The sequence below is a fragment of the Mesorhizobium sp. M0587 genome (genome assembly GCF_040320945.1).
Classification (GTDB): domain Bacteria; phylum Pseudomonadota; class Alphaproteobacteria; order Rhizobiales; family Rhizobiaceae; genus Mesorhizobium.
On the sequence record NZ_JAMYQP010000038.1, the window covers coordinates 1 to 19,771 of the forward strand.

The window sequence follows — 19,771 nt, forward strand, 5'->3', positions numbered from 1 at the left end:
CAGACGGAATAGATGACGCTCCCGCGCCGTGCGTCTAGGAATGGCACTTTCCGGAATGACGTCCAGGACGTATCGGGCAGCCGAGCTTTATAAAGGCGTTATAGTCACCACCGCAGCGGCCGATAGACGATGTCAGCACTCGCTGATGGAATTCCTCTCCGCACTGGAAGCATTTTCCAATCGCCGTCTCGGAGTCGGTGTTGCCGCGATCAGCCGGAGCGCCAATACTTGGAGTGCTGTTGGCGAGGTCACACGATTTGGCCAAAATTGGCTGCTTTGGGCCCAAACTAGGTTGAACATCCGCTATCGTTTTTTCGGGCGTCAGGAGAGGCCAGTCAGGTTTCGGCCCCCAAAAAGCCGCCAGGCGGCAACGCGCCTGATATCGCACTTTGAGATCAACTCTGCCGCTTCCTGTTAGCCGAAGTTGCAAGCGGCCCCGCTAACAATCATGGTTGCGCCTTTAGGGCATCGTGGTTCAGACCGCTGGCGGATTAGAACTCATGTTGGCTTTGCGATCGGCTCATCGCTGCCGACAATCGGTGACCTATATAAAGGGGCATGTCCACGCGCCGAAAAATCAATGCAACAGCGAAGCTGATGGGAGAGTGGCCGTTAACCCCAGCTGCAACGTTTGGATCGTCCGTCAGAGCGAGGGGTATTTTTCTCGAAATACGCGCCCGCCTTCCAACGGAGTTCAGGAAATTGCTCAATATCGAGTCTCGCGTGCTCACCCTGCGCCAGTCTGAGGGCGCCGAGAATGATGTGGAGGTGGTATTCGGGATCGTATCCAAAGCACTGCAGAATATCGAAGACCTGCCCGTAATCCCCCGTGAAATCGAGGACATTCTGACGATCTCGACGGCCGAACGGCACCGCTGGCTGAAAGATGGTCGCTTGCAGAGCGCCGGGACGAAAACGGTGAAACTCCGCGGGCGGGCAAGCAACATCACCTTTCACGTGTTCGACCCGCAGCACGTGGAAGATGTGCTTGACCGCGATCTGGTCACGGTCTGGCGCGAACAGGACGCAGCGACAGCTGCGGAGAATAGGCGGCGAGCCGCGGGGAAGGCCGCTATGAAACGCGCTCAAAGAAGCGGTCGCGGAACTGCAGCTTCAGCTGGCTATGGCCCCGATGAGAACGCGCACTCCGATTTGCGCGGCTGGGAAGATTTTGAGAAGGACGGCCTCCTGCGCTGATGGGCCGGGCGCACAAGCAGGTTAGGACGTTTGCCTGCGCCGTGCGAGATGCGCAAGGAGGGCTGTCAAACGCATCGCGTTCAGGACCCGCTTCGCAGGGACACCGCCCTTGCGTGCCATCTCGACACCTAACGGCGTCCGCTCCGGCCACAGCTGCAGACGCCGCACAGAAAATTGGAACGAATCTTGCTTAAATTCACTCGGCGCATCGGATCTGGCCCGGGGCACGAATATGAACCTCATCAGCGTCGACATACGAATGCTCCGATCGCTGCAATGTGTCGCGAAAACCGGCAGCATTACGGAGACGGCGCGGCGCCTCAGCCGCTCACAACCGGCCATTACCCTGCAACTTCAGCGACTCGACGACATTTGCGGCTGCAACCTGTTCCGTCACGACGGACGCAAGATGGTGCTTACTTCCGACGGCAGGCTGGTGCTTTCTTATGCAAATTCGATCCTACGCCTGCACGACGAGCTGCTGTCACGCCTGTCGTCGCCCGACATCGAAGGCCAGGTGATCCTTGGTACGCCCGATCTCTACGCGGCCTATCTGCTGCCGTCGATCTTAGCCGTATTCCAGCGCGCCTTCCCGCGTGTCCAGGTCCAGCTTCAATGTTCGCTGTCGACGCCGCTGGTTGCGCAGGTCCATCGCGGCGAAATCGACATCGCGCTGGTCACGCGAATGAACGACTTCATCGGCGGGCGGGTCGTGCGTCAGGAACAGCTCGTCTGGATCACCGGGGAACACTCAACGGCGCATATCGAGTCACCCTTGCCTCTGGCACTGCTGCCGCCTGGCAACATCTATCGCGACCACGCCATCGAGCACCTCGAAATGGCGGGCCGCCCCTGGCGCATCGCCTGCGTCAGCGAAAGCGTCAGCGGCCTCCAAGCCGCGGTGTTTTCGGGTATGGCCGTCACAGTGCTCGGCCGCAGCGCGCTCGTTTCGGGCATGCGCGAGATCGTCGCCAGCGGCGAATTTCCGACACTGCCGAAAGTGGACCTGCTGCTCTACAAGGCGCAAGGCGCGACCACGCCGGCCGCCAAGGCGCTGTACGACTATCTTTCGCACTATCTCGATATCAGCCGCGAGATCAGCGGTGTGCTGATGCCGGACATGCGTGAAGCTGGAAGCGAAGAACCCCTCACTGGAAGTTGAGCGGCGGCCATTCCAGCGCCCAAGGCCGTGCCTGCTCCAAGGCTCCCGCCAGCGCAATGACAGAGCTCTCCCGCATCCATGGCGCGATCATCTGCAGGCCGATCGGCAGCCCCGAGGAATCGCGCCCGCAAGGAACCGTCGCGGCTGGCAGGCCGCACAGATTGACCGGCCAGGTGAAGGGCGACCAGCCCAGATGCGCGTCGACCGGACGCCCGTCGACGCAGGATGCACCGAGCGTGCCGGCCGCGAAGGCGGTGACTGCGACCGTCGGCGTCAGCAATATGTCGACGGTGCCGAACAGCTCGACGAACTGGCTCCTCAGCCTTGTGCGCAGATGCGTTGCCGCCATGTAGTCCGCGCCACTGTAGCGGAGGCCTTTTTGAAGAACCGCGCGGAACGCATCGTCCGAATCGACAAACGCCTCTTCACCGCGGTCGCCGACCGATGCCGCTTGTTCGGTGAAGGCGATCGGCTTGAGCACCTTGTCGAGCATCTGCGGATCGAGGGTAAAAGGGAACTCGACGAGTTCGGCGCCGGCGGACGCCAGGATATCCACTGCGGTGGCAAACGCCGCGCGGACCTGCGGATCGATCGGCGCGTAGCCGAAATCGGCCGAGAAGGCGACGCGCAGGCCCTTCGCTGACGGCGGTATCCTCGAATATTCCTGTGGCTTCAGGGCGAGCGAGGCGGCGTCGCGCACGTCGTAGCCCGCAATTGTCTCGAGCAGCAGGGCCGCATCGGCGACGGTTCGAGCAATGGGGCCGGTATGCGCGAGCGATCCCCACGACGGCGGGAAGAAGCCGGGCGCGCGCGAAACGAGGCCAAAAGTCGGCTTGAGACCAAAGACCCCGCAGAACGAAGCCGGGACGCGGATCGAACCGACGCCGTCGGTGCCAATCGCCAGCGGGCCGCAGCCGGCGGCGACACCGGCTGCGGCACCGCCGCTGGAGCCCCCACTGGTGCGGTCCGGTGACCAGGGATTGCGGGTAATGCCGCTGACCGGACTGTCGGCGGTGAGCTTGTAGCCGGATTCACAAGTGGTCGTTTTGCAGGTTACGATGGCGCCGGCGTCGCGCAGGCGGCGCACGACATGCGCATCGACCTCAGGCACGAAACCGGCAAGCGAAGGTGCGCCCGCTTTCGCCGGTTTACCGGCGACGAAGACGAGATCCTTTACGGTGACAGGAACGCCCGCCAGCGCACGGTTCTCAATGCCCTTTCGGTAGCGCTGTGCGATCACCTTGGCGGCGGAAACAGCCTCGTCATAAAGGTCGGTCACCACGATGTCGCAGACAGCGTCCGCGCGGCGGAGCGCCGACACCGTATCGTCGATCACGTCGACAGCGTCGAAACGGCCTGCTCTGTAGCCGGCGACCATGTCGGCGGCGGAAAGACGCGCAAGGTCGCCCGGCGCGCTGGCCGCGCCGAAATTGGCTGGATTGACGGTCATAAGCCCTCCCGGGCCGGACTCGCGCGGCCGAACCGCGCCGGCCGGCCGCTATTGTCCTTTTGTTGCACCCTGGCCGGCGTTTTGAAGCGCAGCCGCTACCGCTCGCCGTGCCATGACCATCACCAGATTGGCGCGATAGCCGCGATCCGCGTGGATATCGGAATTCAATCTTGATGGATCCATCGAGACGCGGTTGAGCGCATCCGGATCGAACCGTTCCTGCAGCGCAGCCTCGATGTCGAGCGCCCTGAAAACCGACGAGGCCGCACCGGTGACGGCGACACGAACCTTTCCGGCCGTCCGTGCGACGAACACGCCGACAAGCGCATAGCGCGACGCCGGGCTGCGGAATTTCGCGTAGGCCGCCATCTCGGGAACCGGGATGCGAAAACCGGTGATGATTTCCCCTGGCTCAAGCGCCGTCTCGAACATGTCGACGAAGAAATCATCAGCGGCGACGGTCCGCGTGGTCGTGACCACGGTGGCATCGAGGGCGAGGATCGCCGCCGGATAGTCGGCGGCTGGATCGTTGTTGGCAACGGAGCCGCCGATCGTGCCGCGATGGCGCACTTGCGGGTCGCCGATCTGCCCGGCGAGCGAGGCCAGTGCGGGGATATGCGCCCGCACCAGCGCGGAGGACGCCACATCGTAGTGGCGCGCCATTGCGCCGACGACCAGGGCACCCTCCTCCCATTGCATCTCGCGAAGTGCCGCCACCGCCGAGAGATCGATGATCGCGGCCGGCGCGGCGAGGCCTTGCTTCATGGTGGGCAGCAGGGTCATGCCGCCGGCGAGGATCCTGGCATCATCATGTTCGGCAAGCAGAGTGGCTGCCGCCACAGTCGTCTCGGGCTTCAGATAGCCGAAGGATTTCATCGAAGCCTCCTCATTCGGCTGCAAGCGCGGCGCGCGAATTGCGGATGATGTTCCAGATCCGGTTCGGCGTGGCCGGCATGTCGACATGGGTGATGCCCAGTGGCTGCAGGGCGTCGACCACGGCGTTGATGACGGCGGCGGGAGAACCGATGGTGCCGCACTCGCCACACCCCTTCACGCCCATCGGCGTATGAGTGCAGGTGGTGGAGTGCGGCGCAACGACGATCGCCGGGAAATTGTCGGCGCGCGGCATGCAATAATCCATGAAGGACCCGGACAGCAGCTGTCCGGAACTCTCGTCGTAGACGGCGTGCTCGAACAGCGCCTGGCCGACGCCCTGGGCGATGCCACCTTGCAACTGGCCCTCGACGATCATCGGATTGATGATCGTGCCGACATCGTCGACGGCGGTATAGCGCTCGAGCGTCACCGTGCCGGTGTCGGGGTCGATCTCGACTTCGGCGAAATGCGCACCGCCGGGATAGGTGAAGTTGACCGGGTCGTAGTAGGCTTGCTCTTCGAGCCCCGGCTCGAGCGTTTCCAGCGGATAGTCGAAGGGTACATAGGCCGCGCCGGCAATCTCGGTGAACTTCTTCTTGCGATCCGTGCCGGCGACGGAGAACTCCCCCGCCTCGAAGACGATATCCCCCAGATCGGCCTCGAGCTGGTGGGCCGCGATCTTCCTGCCCTTCAGGATCACCTTGTCGGCTGCCTTCGAAAGTGCGGCACCGCCGACGACGAGCGAGCGCGAGCCGTAGGTGCCCATGCCGAACTGAACCTTGGCGGTGTCGCCGCAGACGATGTCGATATCCTCGAAGGGCACACCAAGACGATCCGAGACGATCTGCGCGAATGTCGTCTCGTGGCCCTGGCCGTGATTGTGGGTGCCGATCAGCACGGTGACGGCGCCGGTCGGATGCACGCGCACCGTGGCGCTTTCGTAAAGCCCGCCGCGCGCGCCGAGACTGCCGGCGAGCCGCGATGGCGCCAGCCCGCAGGCTTCGACATAGGTAGAGAGCCCAAGGCCGCGATGTTTGCCGCGACGCGCCGATTCCAGCCGTCGCTGCTCGAAGCCATCGACATCGGCGAGCTTCTCGGCACGGTCGAGGCAGCCTATCGGATCGCCGCTGTCATATTCGACGATGACCGGCGTCTGGTAAGGATAGGCCTCCGTCGGGATCATGTTGCGGCGCCGGATGGCGCGCTTGTCGATGCCCATCTCGATCGCCGCCACGTCGACCAGACGCTCCAGCACGAAAGTCGCTTCCGGCCGCCCGGCGCCGCGATAGGCATCCACGGGAACGGTGTTGGTGAACACCACCTTGACCGAGCAGTGGATCGCCGGCATGCGATAGACCCCCGACAGCAGCGGTGCATAAAGATTGGTCGGGATGTTGGGTCCAAAGGTCGAGAGATAGCCGCCCATATTGGCGAGCGTTCGCACCCTCAGGCCGAGGAACTTGCCGCTCTCGTCGAGGGCCAGGTCGGCCTCGGTGAAATGGTCGCGGCCATGGGCGTCGGAGAGGAAGCCTTCCGACCTCTCACACACCCATTTGACCGGTCGGCCGAGCTTGGCGGCGGCCCAGGTGACGACGGCTTCCTCGGCATAGTGGAACTGCTTGACGCCGAAACCACCGCCGACGTCGGGCGCCACGACGCGCAATTTGTGCTGGGGGATATGAAGCACGAACTCGCCCATCAGGAAGCGCACCACATGGGGAAACTGGCTGGTGGTCCACAGCGTGTGCTGGCCGCTGGCGAAATCATACTCGCCAATAGCCGCGCGCGGCTCCATCGGATTGCCGATCAGGCGGTTGTTGACCAGCTCGATGCTGGCGACATGCGCGGCGTCGGCGAAAGCCGCCTCCACGGCGGCGGCATCGCCCAGTTCCCAGTCGCAGCACAGATTGTCCGGAATGTCGTCGTAGACGGCGGGCGCCCCCGCCTGCAAAGCTTCGACGACGCTGACCACAGCAGGCAGGATCTCGTACTGGACTTCGATGACTTCCGCGGCGCTCCGCGCCTGCTCGACCGAGTCCGCCACCACGAAGGCGACGGCGTCGCCAACATGGCGCACCTTGCCATGCGCGATCGGCGGATGCGGCGGCTCCTTCATTGGATTGCCGTCCTTGCCATGGATGCCCCAGCCGACCGGGAGGCCGCCGACATTGTCGGCTTTCAGGTCTTCGCCGGTGTAGATCGCCACCACGCCCGCCATGGCCCGGGCCGCCGTCACATCGATCGCCTCCAGCCGGGCATGCGCATGCGGCGAACGCAGGAACGCGCCGAACACCATGCCGGGCCGCTTGATGTCCGCGACGTAGTTGCCGCGCCCGGTAACGAAGCGCAGATCCTCCTTGCGCTTTGGCGCCGCGCCGATGCCGATCACTTTTGACATGCTCATGAGCCCCTCACTTCGCATCGCGCATGGCGGCAGCGCCGGCGATCACCGATTTGACGATGTTATGGTAGCCGGTGCAGCGGCAGAGATTGCCTTCCAGCCAATCGCGCACTTCCGTCTCGCTCGGGTCGGGATTGCGCCCGACAAGGTCGACCGCGCTCATCAGCATGCCCGGCGTGCAGAAGCCGCATTGCAGCCCGTGATTATCATGGAACGCCTGCTGCATCGGATGCAGCTTCGCCAGCCCGGCAGCCGACAGGCCTTCGACGGTCATCACCGAGCCGCCATCCGCCGAGATCGCCAGCATGGTGCAGCTCTTCACGGACTCGCCGTTGAAATGCACCAGGCAGGCGCCGCATTGGCTGGTGTCGCAGCCGACATGCGTCCCGGTGAGCGAGAGTTGTTCGCGCAGCAGCTCGACCAACAGCATCGCCGGTTCGACCGAAATGCTGATCGGTCGTGCGTTGAGCGTGAGGCTGATTTCCATGACGGACTCCAAATCCTTAGGCAAGCAAATGTGCGCGGTCGATCAGCCATGCTGCAAGCACGCTGTCGCCAACCTCGAACGGATTCTCGAAAAAACGGCGCTCCGGCACATACGCGACGAATTCCGCCTCGCCGGCTGCGTCCAGCATCACCTTGACGAAATTGCCCTGATACTCGATGCCGAGGATCGTCGCCGGCACCGACGCCATGTCCTTGTCCGACAGAGCCGTGTCCTTGCGGAAGAGCTCGATATCGTCGCGCCGCACCGCGATGTCGATCGCCTGGCCAGCTTCCAGCCGGGCGCCGGCGTGCATCGGAATTTGAATGCCGGCGATCTCGGGGCTCGCGATCATCGCCCGCGCGCCGTTGATCTTGCCGACCTTGCCGCTCAGCACGTTCTGCCCGCCAAGAAACTCAGCGACATAGCGATCCTTCGGTGCGGCGTAGATTTCGCGCGCCGGACCGGCCTGCTTGATCTTGCCGTTTTCCATGACCACAACCAGGTCGGCGAGCGCGATCGCCTCGAGCTGGGTGTGCGTGACATGGACGAAGGTGATGCTGAGTTCGCGCTGCATACGCCCCAGTTCGGCGCGCATCTTGATGCGCAGATGCTCATCGAGTGCCGACAGTGGCTCATCGAGCAGCAGCACCCGCGGTTCGGTGATCGCCGCACGGGCCAGCGCCACGCGCTGCTGCTGACCGCCGGACAGCTGCGCCGGGAGACGGTTGGAAAACTCGGTCATCCGCACCTTCTCGATCATGGCGTCGGTCCTGGCGTAGCGCTGCGTCTTCGAAAGCCCGCGAACCCTGAGCGCGAATGCGATGTTGTCGCGCACCGTGAGATGCGGAAACAGTGCGTAAGACTGAAACATCATCGCCGTGCGGCGCTCGACCGGCGGCAAGCCGACAACATTCTCGCCGCCGATCAGGATCTCGCCGACAGTCGGATCCTCATGCCCGGCGATCATGCGCAGGATCGTCGTCTTGCCGCAGCCGGATGGGCCCAGAATGCAGCAATAGGCGCCGTCCGGGATCTTCAGATTGACGCCGTCGACAGCATAGGTGAAGCCGTCATAGCTCTTGGCGACGCCGGCGATCTCGATCTGACCCTTGCCTGGGCTCACGCCGCGCCTCCCGGCTGGCCGGGCGCGCGCGCCTCGCGCCGCTTCTGGATGAAGGCGATCGTGCCCAGGCTTGCGCCGATGACGAGGAAAGAAACGATCGTGGTTACAGTGCCGAGCGCGTAGAGCGCCGGCGAGGTTATGTTCAGCGTCATGCTCCAGATCTCCAGGGGCAGCGTGTTGAGCGAGCCGGCCGTCTGCAGCGTCCGGGCGAATTCGTCATAGGAGAGCGTGAAGCCGAACAGCGCGACAGCGACCAGGCCGGGTGCCAGCACCGGGATCACGACGAGCCAGATCGTCTGCCAGGGCGAGGCGCCGAGGTCGCGCGCCGCTTCTTCCCAGGCATGATCGAAGCGCGACATGACGGCGAACATAACCAGGACGCCGAAGGGCAGCGTCCACGAAAGCTGGGCGCCAAGTGCGGAGGTGAATAGGCTTGCGTCGATGCCGACCGCGTTGAAAATGAGCCCGACGCCGATGCCGAGCACCAGGCCAGGAGCGACCAGGCTGCCGATCATCATATAGAAGACGATGGTGTCGCCGGCGAAGCGTATGCGGAAGCCAAGCCCGGCCAGGAAGGACACGACCACGGTCAGCACAGTGACGATGATCGCGAGCTCGAACGAGCGCTCGAAGGAGCCTTTGACGTCGCCGGTGCGAACCTGCGTGAACAGGTCGATGAACCAGTGCAGCGACAGGCCCTTCATCGGGAAGACCAGCCCGCCGCGCAGATCCTGGAAGGAGAGGATATAGATGCAGGCCATCGGACCGTAGAGCGCCAACAAATACAGCGTGAACAGCGTGGCAAGCACATAAAAGGTCCAAGGCCGTCCACTGGCTGGCGCAATCGCCCGGCTTCTGCGCGCCGGTACGCCGGTGGCCGCCACGTCCGAGATACGGGCCAGGCTCATCGCGTGATCTCGTTGCGGATGTCGACGAAGCTCAGGATGAGGCCGACCGTGAGGACGAGGATTATCGTCAGCAGAACCGCGCTCGCCGCGGCGGTCGGGTATTGCAGCACCGAGATGTCCTCGTAGAAAGCGCCGACGACGGAGGCCGAGCCGCCGCCCGACATCACCTTGACGACGAAGAAGTCGCCCATGACGATCGAGATCACGAAGATCGAGCCGAGCGCGATGCCGCTCTTCGACAGCGGCACGATGATCAGGCGCATGATGTCGAAACGGCTGGCGCCAGCATCGAGCGCGGCCTCGACGACGCACTTGTCGATGCGGCCCATGGCGTGGAAAATCGGCACGATCATGAAGATGGTGAGCTGGTGGACGTAGGCGACCACCACCGCGAAGCTGGAGAACAGCAGGAATTCAAGCGGCTGATCGATCAGTCCGAGCTTGAGAAAGGCCTCGTTGACCAGCCCTTCCTTGCCGAGCAAGGGGATCCAGGAAATCATCCGGATGATGTTCGAGGTCCAGAACGGTACCGTACAGAGCAGGAACAGCCCGAGCGCCAGCAACTGGTTCTTAACATGGAAGACGAGGAAATAAGCGACGAAGAAGCCGATCAGGATGCTGAAGAACCAGGTCAGCACAGCGAACTTGATCGTCTCGTAGTAGAGATTGAACGTCAGTCCCGAAGTCAGGATCTGGGTGTAATTGCCGAGGTTGAAGGCGGGGAACAATCCGCCGAAGCCATCGGTCTCGAAAAAGCTCGCGGCCACCACGGCGATCAGCGGCAGCACGAAAAACGGGATCAGAATGACGACCAGCGGGGCCACATAGGCCCATCCGGCCAGACTTCGCTTGAACGCAGCGCTATGCGCCATCGCGCCTCTCCGAAGATCTTCAGCTGAAGGTATGGATCGGGCACGGCATGCGCGATCCGGTTGCAGCTAGCGTCTTAGGCGACCTTGAAGTCGTTCCAGCGCTTGTTCATGTAGGCCGCCTCATCCATCAGCGTGTTCCAGCATGAGATGTTGGTGACGCGCTCGACGAAGGAGCCGCCGTCGCGGACGGTGCCCGCCTTCTCCATCGGCACACCATAGGGGTCCTTAACTTCTTCGGGTCCCGGTTTGCCTTCGTACCAGAAGGTGTATTCGTCCGGCGTCATGAACTTCTTCGCCGTGGAGGGAACCGGGCTGTAATAGCCGTAGCGGCTAACGAAGGCGCCCTGCCAGCCCGACATGTACCAGTTCATATATTCATAGGCTGCGTCGAGCTTCTTGCCGGCGAGATGTTTCATCAAGCCCATGCCGTTGCACCAGCCGCGATAGCCTTCCTTGTCACCCCTCTTGTTGACCGGAGCGTAGACGCAAGGGATCTCCTTGACGCGCACCGCGGCGACGGCCGGCGACCACATCGACTGGATGATCACCTCGCCGGCCGTCATCAGCTGCACTGACTGGTCGAATGTGGTCCAGGTGGCGCGGAAGTGGCCCGACTTCTTCAGTTCGATCAGCTTGTCGATGGTGAAGTCGATCTCAGCCTTGGTCATGTTTCCCTTGTTGCCGTACTTGATCAGGTCGGCGCTCTCGAAACAAAGGGCGGCGTCCATGATACCAATCGCCGGCACGTCGAGGATCGCCGCCTTGCCCTTGAACTTCGGGTCGATCAATTCCTTCCATTCGGTGACCGGATGGCCGACGAGATCGGGACGATAACCGATGGGATCAGCATTGTAGACCTGCGGCACATTTGTCAGCCATTCCGTGACGCCGTCATGCAGTTCTGTGGAGTCCGGTTTCTCGATGTAGAGAGCCTCGTAGGGGGAAATACCCTGGCGCGGGATCTTGTGCCCGTCGAGTTCGCCTTTGGTGAAGATCGGCAGGAAGTTGTCGAATTCCTTGATCCTCTTGGCTTCGATGCCCTGGAGCACGCCGCGCTTGACGGCAAGCTTGGCCTGCCAGCCTTCCAGATCGGCGATATCGACTGAATTCGGCTGGGTGATGAAGCGGTTGATGGCTGCCGAGGTGTCGAGGTTCTGCATCGTCACCTTGAAGCCGAGATCCTTGGCAGCCTGGTCGCCGATCGCCTTGACCACCGAGTAAGAAACGCCGAGATGGCGCAGTTCAATGTCCTTGATCTCCTGGGCCCAGATCGTCGGGAACCCGCCTATCGCGCCCGATCCGACGGCGGCTCCGGCCGCGACCGCGCTGCCTTTGAGAAACTTTCTTCTGGTCAGTGCATTCGTCGACTCTTTCACCTGTTTCATGGTCAAACCCTTCCCCTGCATGCCGAGCGTGTCGTCGGCAATCCACATTCTTTCAATGTCTGGCTGTCTGCTGGGGGCAGGATATATTTTTTGCGCGATGCGCCAAATTAGAAGTAAAAATCCCAACCATAAGCAGCGCAAATCTGCCGCCGATATGGGCACGGGCAAGCACAAAATAGCCAAAACGTATGCAAAAGCGCCACCTTGCCGAGATTTTCTGCTGGAAGATTCAGCAATTGGCGAATCCGTCAGCCGACGACTTGCAGGCGTTGTGAAAAAAATGCAAGGCGCTGCTCTGCCGAGCTTACCGTGGCTGATCCTTATTGATCGTCAACGTGCGCCAGGCATCCATGATCTATCGCGCCAGGAACACGCCGCGAGGACGGGTGTGTAGCTTCGGACACATCCCGATGTGTGGATCTTCATAATTGAGGCTGTCAACGCCCGTAAGGATTCTAAAAGGCTTCGGCTCCGTGATTGATCGGGCTTCAGATTGCCGGGCAAATGCGATCCTGCCCCAGCGACAAGTGCCGTCTCGGCAGCTACCGTCGATATTGCACATCTCGATCATAGAGGCCGCGACTACTGGCCGGTGTGCCTACCGATTTCGACAACGTCGTCACAGGTGGGAACGCCACTTGTATCGCCGACGGCAAGGTTGCGATCGCCACGAGATGGCGAATGCATCGGGCTTCGCCGCCGGTTGCTACCGTCGCGAATTCGTTGAAATCTACTCTTGCAAGTTCGAAGCGATACTGTTGTCTTCCCAAAACCGGGCGCTGTGCACGGACGCTCCAGCTTAGTCGCCGACGGCCATAACGTGCTCGACCGATCTTGCGGTTTGGCATGGGGCCCGAAATTTCCAACGACCACGTACCGACAAGTCCGAGCAGAAGGCTAATAGCCAGGCAGGAACGCGCCTCATCTCGCCCGTCTAGATCCGCTTTGCCGTTCCTGAAAGCTGACGTCGCAGGCGACCGCGCTGGAGGTCGTGGTGCCGCCACTTCCCGGCTCTGCCGGTGTTGGCGCGAAGGTCGCGTGTCGACCCCAGCTCGGACTTGCCCAGCAGGATCGATCGGGCAGGCCAGAAAGGCTGGGCGTTCGAGAAGCCTTGCCTCATAAAGTGCTCTGCCTTGTGCCCCGAGTTTCGTTCTAATGGGGCTGGTCTTCTCAAATCAACTCACCAGACTCTTGCGGCCCATCATCAACCCGCGAGAAACCATGTCTCATATCGTGAGTGCGGCTGCCGCCGTTCCGCCGCAAAGCAACCTGATCTGACAAGGCATAGGGATTTCAGGCGTTTAAGGAGACCTCACGATGAATCGTCACAAAGCCATTGCAACAATTCTGGTGGCCGCCGCACTTGCAGGCTGCGCGCAGACAGAGGGTCAGCAGCGGGCCGGAACCGGCGCGCTGATCGGCGGTGCCGGCGGCGCCCTCGTCGGCCAGGCGATTGGCGGCAACACCAAGAGCACGGTCATCGGCGCGGCCAGCGGCGCGCTGCTCGGAGCGGTCGTCGGTTCAGCCACGACCCCGCAGCGTCGCGGCGAAGAACTCTGCCGCTATCAGGACCGCTACGGTCGCATCTACACCGCGCCCTGCGACGATCGGTACTACAACGGCAATTATTGATCCGTCTTAGTAGGAAGGGCGACGATTGCGGCGCCGCCCTCCAGCGGATGGCCGCGCGTTGTCTCCGTCAGCTCCAGTGGCAGCCTGTTCGGTCCGGTCTTCTGGGACGACCCGCATTTCTACTTCCTCCCATACGATCCGCTTCTTGCTTATGCCCAGTCGAAGACAGCTTGCACCCTCCTGTCCGTGGGGATCCGGGATAGATGGGCCGACGACGGGATCGTGTCCAATGCGCTCAATCCGGGAGCCATCGCGACAAACCTGCAGCGTCATACCGGAGGACTGCGTACGCCCGAACACCTTCGCAAGACACCCGAAGAGGGGGCTGCGACATCGGTGCTTCTCGCGGTCTCGCCGTTGGTCGAGGGAACGAACGGACGGTATTTCGAGAACTGCGCCGAGGCCCCGGTCGTGCCGAGCCGCCCCCAGTTGAGGTTGGAAGGCGTTGCCCCATACGCGCTCGATATCGCCAACGCGCAACGCCTGTGGGAGATGGCCGCAGGCTCTTTGGGAGAATGAGGGTGATGGACCGAGGCGCAGCATACGCATGCACTTCGGCATCGGGTGGTCGTGCGTCCGCTTTTCGCGTCGCCCGGCATAAAACCGGACGGTCTCCTTTCGGCCCCAAGGCTTGCCGAGCGGCACCGCATGTCGGCCGTTGAGGTCAGCTTTGCGACCGCCTGACCTAGCGATGGCTAGTGTCCCGGGTGTTGACCTTCTTGTAAATCGCGCACAAAGCTAGGATCGCCAACGGTTCCACTCATGCTTTGATCCCTTCGTGGCCATGTGAAGAAACAAGCCATTTCGTTCTTTACGAAGTCTAATTGCCGCGGAAAAGCATTGTGCTTAGCATCCGCATCATGAGCCTGCCGGCCGCCTCGAGCGCTGCCGCTACGAGGACTATCCCAGCCCTCTGAATGTCTCCGCCCACGCCGACGTGGAGATTCGATTCGAACATTGACGCGAGAGGTGATAGTTTCACCTTGGATCCCCGGGAGGAGGAAAGTGCGCGCCATTGCATTATTTGCCGCCGTGTTGGTGGCTACGCCCTCGATGGCGGCGGAGCAACTAGTCTTTTACACAGCCAGTTTTCCAGATGCCACGTCGGTCCAGCTCAGCGTAGTGAACAACAATGTCTCGCTCTATGGCGACTATGACTTTGATGTCGCTATTGGCCTGGTCGAGACGGAAGCGAACGGCGCCATCAGGTATGAAGATGCGGGCAGGCATCGTGCACGCGTTCGCTGTAACTTTCCGGCATATGTGAGCGTAGGTGCGCGAAAATATCCAATAGAGATGCCCCTGAGCCGCTCCGCACATGACGATTGGAAAGAAAATCTCTGGAGGATTTTCTGCCCGGCACCTTCATCCTGACTTCCGTGCCCATGGCATTGCTCGACCGGGTCACTGTACGGGCGACCGTGATGCGTCCATTGACGCGGTCGGCTGTGAACTCGATCGCCTGACCGGTTTTGAACTTATCAGCATGCCCTCCTCCGCGACCACGAACATCATCGTCATCGCCGGCGTGTCGAGATCTAGTCAGCGGCCCATGGTTTGATCGTCAGCTTGTTATTCTGCTTGGAGAACACGAGCGCGAGCGTCGAGAGAGTTCAATAGTGTCATGATTGGTAGTCAGTTGGCGACGGTGATGCCGCCCTTCATGCCAGGGTCGTAGTGACCCGGGACCAAGGCAGAGGAACCGAATTCGCCGGCATGGCGAATAGATGATCTCGCCTCTGACACCAGGCGTCAGCCGGATCGAGTTGGGATCGGCGTGCTTGTGTATGCGAGTGCTCGTCAACCTCGCTGCAGACCTCCTGAATCAAGAATGGAATAGCGGAAGACCGACGCACCCGTGTGCGGCAATCTCTCAGCAAAAAGCAGGTGCGACAGTGGACTCCGTGTTTCATGAGATCTGGCTGAATGCGCGTTCTTCCCCTTTGAAGCCGCATTGGACCGCCATGCATCGGCATAAGAGAAACGGCGACAGCCGTTCAACGCGTGACATTTCAAAGCTGATCTTCCCGGGCTTCAGCCGCGGCCACGCATGAGAATCACAAAAATGTAAATCCGAGGGAAGGTGCCCGTGAATTCGACCCGGTAGCCTGGTTGTTGCTGAGTGTTCGAACGCTCACTTTCGACAAAAGGACTGAACCATGAAGCACACCATCGGATATGCATTGATTGTCTTAGCGGCAATGACCGGTGTCGCCCACAGCGGCACGAACTCGACAAGCCCCCGCATCGGCGAGGTCTTGCACGGCCATGGATCGACGGGCGAAGCCAGGAAATCGGCATCCAACTCCGATATATCTTCCCAAGTGCTCGACAAGGGCGATATCGAGAAAACCGATTCCCCCTATAACCGAGTCGAGGCAGTGAGCCCCTCATCGTGGCAGGGCGGGAGCCCTCGCCAGCGCGCCAGCTGGGCGGGCCGGTAGCGGGGCCGACACCGCAGCTCCGCATCTTCCCACGGAGCCGGTGCAGGACAAACCAGCCGGCAGCACTGCCGGCTGGTTTGCCCTTCGACTGCCGTCAACGAAATCTATACAGCACCGCACACCGCACCAAGGAAACCTACTCGCCACCACCCGTCTTCGGATGGTCGTCACCTACGCCACCAACGCGTCACGATGCTGCTCTCACCCGCCATACTGTCATCGGTCGTGAAGTGGTCGCAGCGTCACCGCGCGACGAGAGTGTTTGATTTGAGTATAGGCGCGCAACGTGCCGAGCTCGGTCTGGCGGCATCTGTCTAAAACGGCCAACCACGTCCGAGCTGAGGTTTTCGCCGGCGATATCGTATCGGACATAGCTGCTGATGCGCAGGCCGGTCCGTACCAAGAAATAAAGAAAAAGCCAGTGCCGTAGGCACCCATCCGCCGGCGCACGCCGGACAACGCAGCGACCAAGAGCGCCGGGCCATCGTGGCGGGTTAGCGAACTCTGGTCTGGTCGCCAGCACTATTGAATTGTAATTCGGCTCAAGCCGATATGAACCACCCGTCTACGCGTGACTGACCTCATACTATAGTTTACGCGGGAACTCTGTTTGCACGATTAAGCCGGGCCTATTGTCCTTCAGGGAAATTGTCGCGCCATGGATGTCCGATATGGCTTTGACCACGCTGAGGCCGAGGCCTGTCCCTTCGGTGGTCCTGCTCTTTTCCAGGCGATAGAAGCGCTTGAACACTTGCTGCCGCTCCGCCGCCGGGATGCCCGGTCCGTTGTCGCTGACGACGATCGCGCAGCGGTTCGCCTGCGTGGTGACGCCGATTGCAATCCGGGCCCCTCGTGGTGTGTGGCGCATTGCATTGACGACAAGGTTCACGCACATCTGCTTCAGCAGATCGGCATCGCCCCATATGAATGAGGCCGTGTTTCGGCTGTCATTGGAAAGAACCAGCGAGCGCTCGGCGTCGTCCACGATGTGACTATAGATATCGTAGAGTTCAGCAACCAGTTCCGGAAGGTTCACCTTCGCAAATCGCGAACGGCGTGCGCCGGACTCAATCTGCGAGATGCGCAGCAAGCCCTCGAACGTGCCGGCTATATGCGAGACTTCGCTCATCGCTTTTTCGATGAGGGATCTCGTGGCCGTTTGGTCTTTGCTTTCGGAAGCGCCCTCAAGCGTTAGAAACAGCCGGCCGACCGGCGTCTTGAGGTCGTGCGCGATGTCGGTCGCTACCTGTGTCATCGCCGCGACACTAGCCTGTAGCTGTGCCAGAGCGACATTGACTTCAGTCGCCAGCACGTCGATGTCATCGCTGCGCAAGGAGACCGGCAAGCGGGTAGCGAGATCGCCGGCGCCAACGGACTGCATCACCTCCGAGAGTCTAGTGATGCGCCGTCGCGTGCGGAACGCCAAAACTGCGCCCGCACCGAGACCTCCAGCAAGCACGATCGCCGTTCCCCAGCCGAAGCTGATAAGCGCGATGCTACGCAGGCGATTGGTGTCGTCATAGCTTACGCCGACGGTCAGGTCGTAGCCGTCTAGGTTCTTCCGGTAGAGCCTGTAGTTATTGGGCGCCACCTCGTGGCTTGTCGGTGCGCGCGTGGAAAATCCCGGCGGCACGGCGGAAATATCAATGTTGCCAGCCAAGAAGTCGCCGTTGGGATCCTTCAGTGTGTAAAGCGTCTCCTGCCCCCGGATTGCCGGACCATGGCTTCGGATCATCAGGGCTGCGCCGTCGACACCATTCGCCTCATAGGCGGAAGAAATCTCCCGGAACCGCTCCATCACATTGGAATCCAGCCGCTCGTAGAGGTAGGCGGCGACCATGTTGTAAGCGACGAAATTGGCTCCCAGGAACGAAAGCAGAAACAGGGAGATGTAGAACGCGGCAACTCGGATTGACGCACTTCTAGCGATACTAGCGTTGGCCATGAATGGTGTAGCCGGTGTTGCGTGTATTACGCAGGAGCGGGACATCGAATGGTTTGTCGATCTTCGCCCGCAGTCGGCTGATATGGGTTTCCACCACGGTGCTTTGCGGGTCGAAGTTGAAGTTCCAGATCCGCTCAAGGAGCATGGTCTTCGTCAGTATACGGCCCTCGTTGCGCATCAGGAGTTCAAGCAGCGCGAATCCCGAGGAAGCAATTCGATCGTCGTTCCGCCGCGGGTGGCGAGGCGGCTGAAGAGATCCAGTTCCAGGTCAGCCACCTTCAGCTTTGCCTTTTCGGCGGTGATCGGAGGACGCCTTTGCAGAGCATTGACCCGAGCCAGGAGTTCGGAGAAGGCAAAGGGCTTGATCAAGTAATCGTCCGCACCTGCCTCCAAGCCTTCAACTCGATCGTCAACGCCGCCCACAGCCGTCAGGAAGATCACTGGCACCTTTGCGCCGGCGCCTCGAAGACCCCGCACAAGCGACAAGCCATCGAGGCCTGGCAGCACCCGATCCACGATTGCGACGTCATATGGATCGCGTAGTCCGACAAGCAAAGCATCGCGTCCGTCTGTCAGGGCATCGACCACATGGCCGGAAGAGCTCAGTCCATTTTCGATGTAACGGCTGATTTGTTCGTCGTCTTCGACTAGGAGAATTTTCATAATAGCAATCTCTCATCTGGCCTGGCGCGCCAAGCGTTGATGACCTCCAGTTTGCTTCTGAACGAAGCGATGTCTCAGTGAGGCTTTGGCCGGCGGGTCTTTCGGCTCGGTGCCATTAGTCGGTGACGCAGCTTTTTCAATCAGCCAGGTACTGGGTTTTCGATGCATCAACATCCATCGACTGAATCGACAACACGGTTCGCAAGCGAAAGCGCCTTGCAACTTTCACGTTGTATCTCATTGTGGCCTATCCCTTTTATTGTGCCGCAAGTCCAGCATAAGGCTGATCCGCGGCGCTCATCACCTCAAGCCATCACGCCGTGATCGCTTCTGAGAGCAGCCAGCGGGCCGCGGATTGGTTTCAACCCGCGGCGCTGGTCCCGGATCACTTGATGCCGGTGACCGTGATACGTCCGTTGACGCGGTCGGCTGTGAACTCGATCGCCTGACCCGTTTTGACCTTATCGAGCAGGCCCTGCTCCGCGACGACGAACACCATCGTCATCGCGGGCATGTCGAGATTGGTCAGCGGCCCATGCTTGATCGTCAGCTTCTGCTGTTTGGCGTCGACCTTGATGACTTCGCCCTTCACGTATTGCTGCGCAAGCGCGCTCCCGCCGATGGCGAGAACGAGCGCGAATGTCGAGAGTGTCCTTACCAAAAGTGTCATGATTTGCTTCCTTTGCGTTGAGGTCAGTTGGCGACGTTGATGTCGCCCTTCATGCCGGAATCGTAGTGACCCGGAACCAAGCAGCCGAAACCGAAGTCGCCAGTATTGGCGAACGTCCAGATGATCTCGCCTCTGGCGCCGGGCGCCAGCCGGATCGCGTTGGGATCGGCGTGCTCCATGTCGGGGAACTTCTCCATCAGCGCCTTGTGCTCCATGATCGCCTCATGGACGTCCATGACGAACTCGTGGTCGACTTGGCCCTTGTTGACGAATTTCAGGCGAACGGTCTCGCCCTTCTTCACCCTAAGGACGGCCGGCTGGAACAACATTTTTCCGTCGTCCTTCTCAGACATCGAGATGTTGATAGTCCGCTTTGCCTTGCCGGCCTCGCCTGGATTGCCGATCCGCATAATGGCGGCTTTGTCGCCATGGCTTCCGGCGTGGGTTCCACTGGCATGAGCCGCTCCGGAACTAAGTACCGTCAAAACGGCCGCTGCGATGATACGTTTCATGCTGTACTTTCTCTCATTGTTGAGGTTGAGGGGTTTCGGTTTTG

At 61.2% G+C, this 19,771-nt stretch carries 17 protein-coding genes and 2 pseudogenes; 7 read left to right on the forward strand and 12 right to left on the reverse strand.

Going from position 1 to position 19,771, the window contains the following annotated elements; all coding sequences use genetic code 11:
* Window positions 1-558: 558 nt before the first annotated feature.
* Together NKI49_RS26670 and NKI49_RS26675 are read left to right on the forward strand one after the other, a co-directional pair.
* Entirely contained in the window at window positions 559-1,197 is a 639-nt protein-coding gene (locus tag NKI49_RS26670; protein ID WP_352695821.1) for a hypothetical protein, read from the forward strand.
* A gap of 109 nt (window positions 1,198-1,306) precedes the next feature.
* Window positions 1,307-2,359 carry a LysR substrate-binding domain-containing protein gene (locus NKI49_RS26675; RefSeq protein ID WP_352608395.1) on the forward strand — a complete coding sequence of 351 codons (1,053 nt, stop codon included), beginning with the start codon at window positions 1,307-1,309 and terminating at the stop codon, window positions 2,357-2,359.
* Here the strand turns inward: NKI49_RS26675 and NKI49_RS26680 are convergent.
* The 8 genes from NKI49_RS26680 to NKI49_RS26715 all read right to left on the reverse strand — a co-directional run bounded on the left by NKI49_RS26680 (window position 2,346) and on the right by NKI49_RS26715 (window position 11,861).
* Window positions 2,346-3,809 carry an amidase gene (locus NKI49_RS26680; RefSeq protein WP_352695823.1) on the reverse strand — a complete coding sequence of 488 codons (1,464 nt, stop codon included), beginning with the start codon at window positions 3,807-3,809 and terminating at the stop codon, window positions 2,346-2,348. The genes NKI49_RS26675 and NKI49_RS26680 overlap by 14 nt on opposite strands.
* 48 nt (window positions 3,810-3,857) lie before the next feature.
* Window positions 3,858-4,685: an FAD binding domain-containing protein gene (locus NKI49_RS26685; protein ID WP_352605744.1), complete on the reverse strand. Its 828-nt coding sequence runs from the start codon at window positions 4,683-4,685 to the stop codon at window positions 3,858-3,860.
* Between the two features lie 10 nt (window positions 4,686-4,695).
* Window positions 4,696-7,083, reverse strand: a complete 2,388-nt coding sequence (locus NKI49_RS26690) for a xanthine dehydrogenase family protein molybdopterin-binding subunit (RefSeq protein WP_352605758.1) — start codon at window positions 7,081-7,083, stop codon at window positions 4,696-4,698.
* Window positions 7,084-7,096: 13 nt separating this feature from the next.
* A complete protein-coding gene (locus NKI49_RS26695) occupies window positions 7,097-7,573 on the reverse strand; it encodes a (2Fe-2S)-binding protein (protein ID WP_352605742.1) in 477 nt (158 codons plus the stop codon).
* 16 nt (window positions 7,574-7,589) lie between these two features.
* Window positions 7,590-8,696, reverse strand: coding sequence for an ABC transporter ATP-binding protein (locus NKI49_RS26700; protein ID WP_352695825.1), 1,107 nt, complete (start codon window positions 8,694-8,696; stop codon window positions 7,590-7,592).
* Window positions 8,693-9,604, reverse strand: coding sequence for an ABC transporter permease (locus NKI49_RS26705; RefSeq protein WP_352605738.1), 912 nt, complete (start codon window positions 9,602-9,604; stop codon window positions 8,693-8,695). The genes NKI49_RS26700 and NKI49_RS26705 overlap by 4 nt, the downstream gene beginning before the upstream one ends.
* Complete coding sequence (locus NKI49_RS26710) at window positions 9,601-10,476, reverse strand: ABC transporter permease (protein ID WP_352605736.1); 876 nt, start codon at window positions 10,474-10,476, stop codon at window positions 9,601-9,603. Before NKI49_RS26710 ends, NKI49_RS26705 begins: the two co-directional genes overlap by 4 nt.
* A 74-nt stretch (window positions 10,477-10,550) precedes the next feature.
* Window positions 10,551-11,861, reverse strand: a complete 1,311-nt coding sequence (locus tag NKI49_RS26715) for an ABC transporter substrate-binding protein (protein ID WP_352605734.1) — start codon at window positions 11,859-11,861, stop codon at window positions 10,551-10,553.
* Window positions 11,862-11,889: 28 nt separating this feature from the next.
* On the opposite strand from NKI49_RS26715, the gene NKI49_RS26720 reads away from it, so the two are divergent.
* From NKI49_RS26720 to NKI49_RS26740, 5 genes and pseudogenes are all read left to right on the forward strand, one after another.
* Window positions 11,890-12,255: a hypothetical protein gene (locus NKI49_RS26720; RefSeq protein ID WP_352605732.1), complete on the forward strand. Its 366-nt coding sequence runs from the start codon at window positions 11,890-11,892 to the stop codon at window positions 12,253-12,255.
* Window positions 12,256-13,178: 923 nt separating this feature from the next.
* Window positions 13,179-13,493 (forward strand): YMGG-like glycine zipper-containing protein, encoded by a 315-nt coding sequence (locus NKI49_RS26725; RefSeq protein ID WP_352605730.1) that lies wholly within the window; start codon window positions 13,179-13,181, stop codon window positions 13,491-13,493.
* Window positions 13,494-13,547: 54 nt separating this feature from the next.
* Window positions 13,548-14,012, forward strand: a pseudogene (locus tag NKI49_RS26730) (SDR family NAD(P)-dependent oxidoreductase); the annotation flags it as partial.
* Window positions 14,013-14,498: 486 nt separating this feature from the next.
* Window positions 14,499-14,867, forward strand: a complete 369-nt coding sequence (locus tag NKI49_RS26735; RefSeq protein ID WP_352605728.1) for a hypothetical protein — start codon at window positions 14,499-14,501, stop codon at window positions 14,865-14,867.
* 785 nt (window positions 14,868-15,652) lie between these two features.
* Window positions 15,653-15,937, forward strand: coding sequence for a hypothetical protein (locus NKI49_RS26740; protein ID WP_352605726.1), 285 nt, complete (start codon window positions 15,653-15,655; stop codon window positions 15,935-15,937).
* Between the two features lie 586 nt (window positions 15,938-16,523).
* On the opposite strand, the gene NKI49_RS26745 is transcribed toward NKI49_RS26740, so the two are convergent.
* The 4 genes and pseudogenes from NKI49_RS26745 to NKI49_RS26760 form a co-directional block, all read right to left on the reverse strand.
* Window positions 16,524-17,882 (reverse strand): sensor histidine kinase, encoded by a 1,359-nt coding sequence (locus NKI49_RS26745; RefSeq protein ID WP_352605724.1) that lies wholly within the window; start codon window positions 17,880-17,882, stop codon window positions 16,524-16,526.
* Window positions 17,869-18,545 (reverse strand): annotated as a pseudogene (locus NKI49_RS26750) (response regulator). Before NKI49_RS26750 ends, NKI49_RS26745 begins: the two are co-directional and overlap by 14 nt.
* A gap of 385 nt (window positions 18,546-18,930) precedes the next feature.
* Window positions 18,931-19,215: a copper-binding protein gene (locus tag NKI49_RS26755; protein ID WP_352605723.1), complete on the reverse strand. Its 285-nt coding sequence runs from the start codon at window positions 19,213-19,215 to the stop codon at window positions 18,931-18,933.
* Window positions 19,216-19,238: 23 nt separating this feature from the next.
* Complete coding sequence (locus NKI49_RS26760) at window positions 19,239-19,727, reverse strand: cupredoxin domain-containing protein (RefSeq protein WP_352605721.1); 489 nt, start codon at window positions 19,725-19,727, stop codon at window positions 19,239-19,241.
* Window positions 19,728-19,771: the final 44 nt, after the last annotated feature.

Coding starts and splice junctions, on each gene's coding strand:
- NKI49_RS26690 (WP_352605758.1), bottom strand. CDS start 7,083: ATGTCAAAAGTGATCGGCATCGGCGCGGCGCCAAAGCGCAAGGAGGAT.
- NKI49_RS26715 (WP_352605734.1), bottom strand. CDS start 11,861: ATGAAACAGGTGAAAGAGTCGACGAATGCACTGACCAGAAGAAAGTTT.
- NKI49_RS26760 (WP_352605721.1), bottom strand. CDS start 19,727: ATGAAACGTATCATCGCAGCGGCCGTTTTGACGGTACTTAGTTCCGGA.
- NKI49_RS26695 (WP_352605742.1), bottom strand. CDS start 7,573: ATGGAAATCAGCCTCACGCTCAACGCACGACCGATCAGCATTTCGGTC.
- NKI49_RS26685 (WP_352605744.1), bottom strand. CDS start 4,685: ATGAAATCCTTCGGCTATCTGAAGCCCGAGACGACTGTGGCGGCAGCC.
- NKI49_RS26740 (WP_352605726.1), top strand. CDS start 15,653: ATGAAGCACACCATCGGATATGCATTGATTGTCTTAGCGGCAATGACC.
- NKI49_RS26745 (WP_352605724.1), bottom strand. CDS start 17,882: ATGGCCAACGCTAGTATCGCTAGAAGTGCGTCAATCCGAGTTGCCGCG.
- NKI49_RS26705 (WP_352605738.1), bottom strand. CDS start 9,604: ATGAGCCTGGCCCGTATCTCGGACGTGGCGGCCACCGGCGTACCGGCG.
- NKI49_RS26725 (WP_352605730.1), top strand. CDS start 13,179: ATGAATCGTCACAAAGCCATTGCAACAATTCTGGTGGCCGCCGCACTT.
- NKI49_RS26670 (WP_352695821.1), top strand. CDS start 559: ATGTCCACGCGCCGAAAAATCAATGCAACAGCGAAGCTGATGGGAGAG.
- NKI49_RS26755 (WP_352605723.1), bottom strand. CDS start 19,215: ATGACACTTTTGGTAAGGACACTCTCGACATTCGCGCTCGTTCTCGCC.
- NKI49_RS26710 (WP_352605736.1), bottom strand. CDS start 10,476: ATGGCGCATAGCGCTGCGTTCAAGCGAAGTCTGGCCGGATGGGCCTAT.
- NKI49_RS26680 (WP_352695823.1), bottom strand. CDS start 3,809: ATGACCGTCAATCCAGCCAATTTCGGCGCGGCCAGCGCGCCGGGCGAC.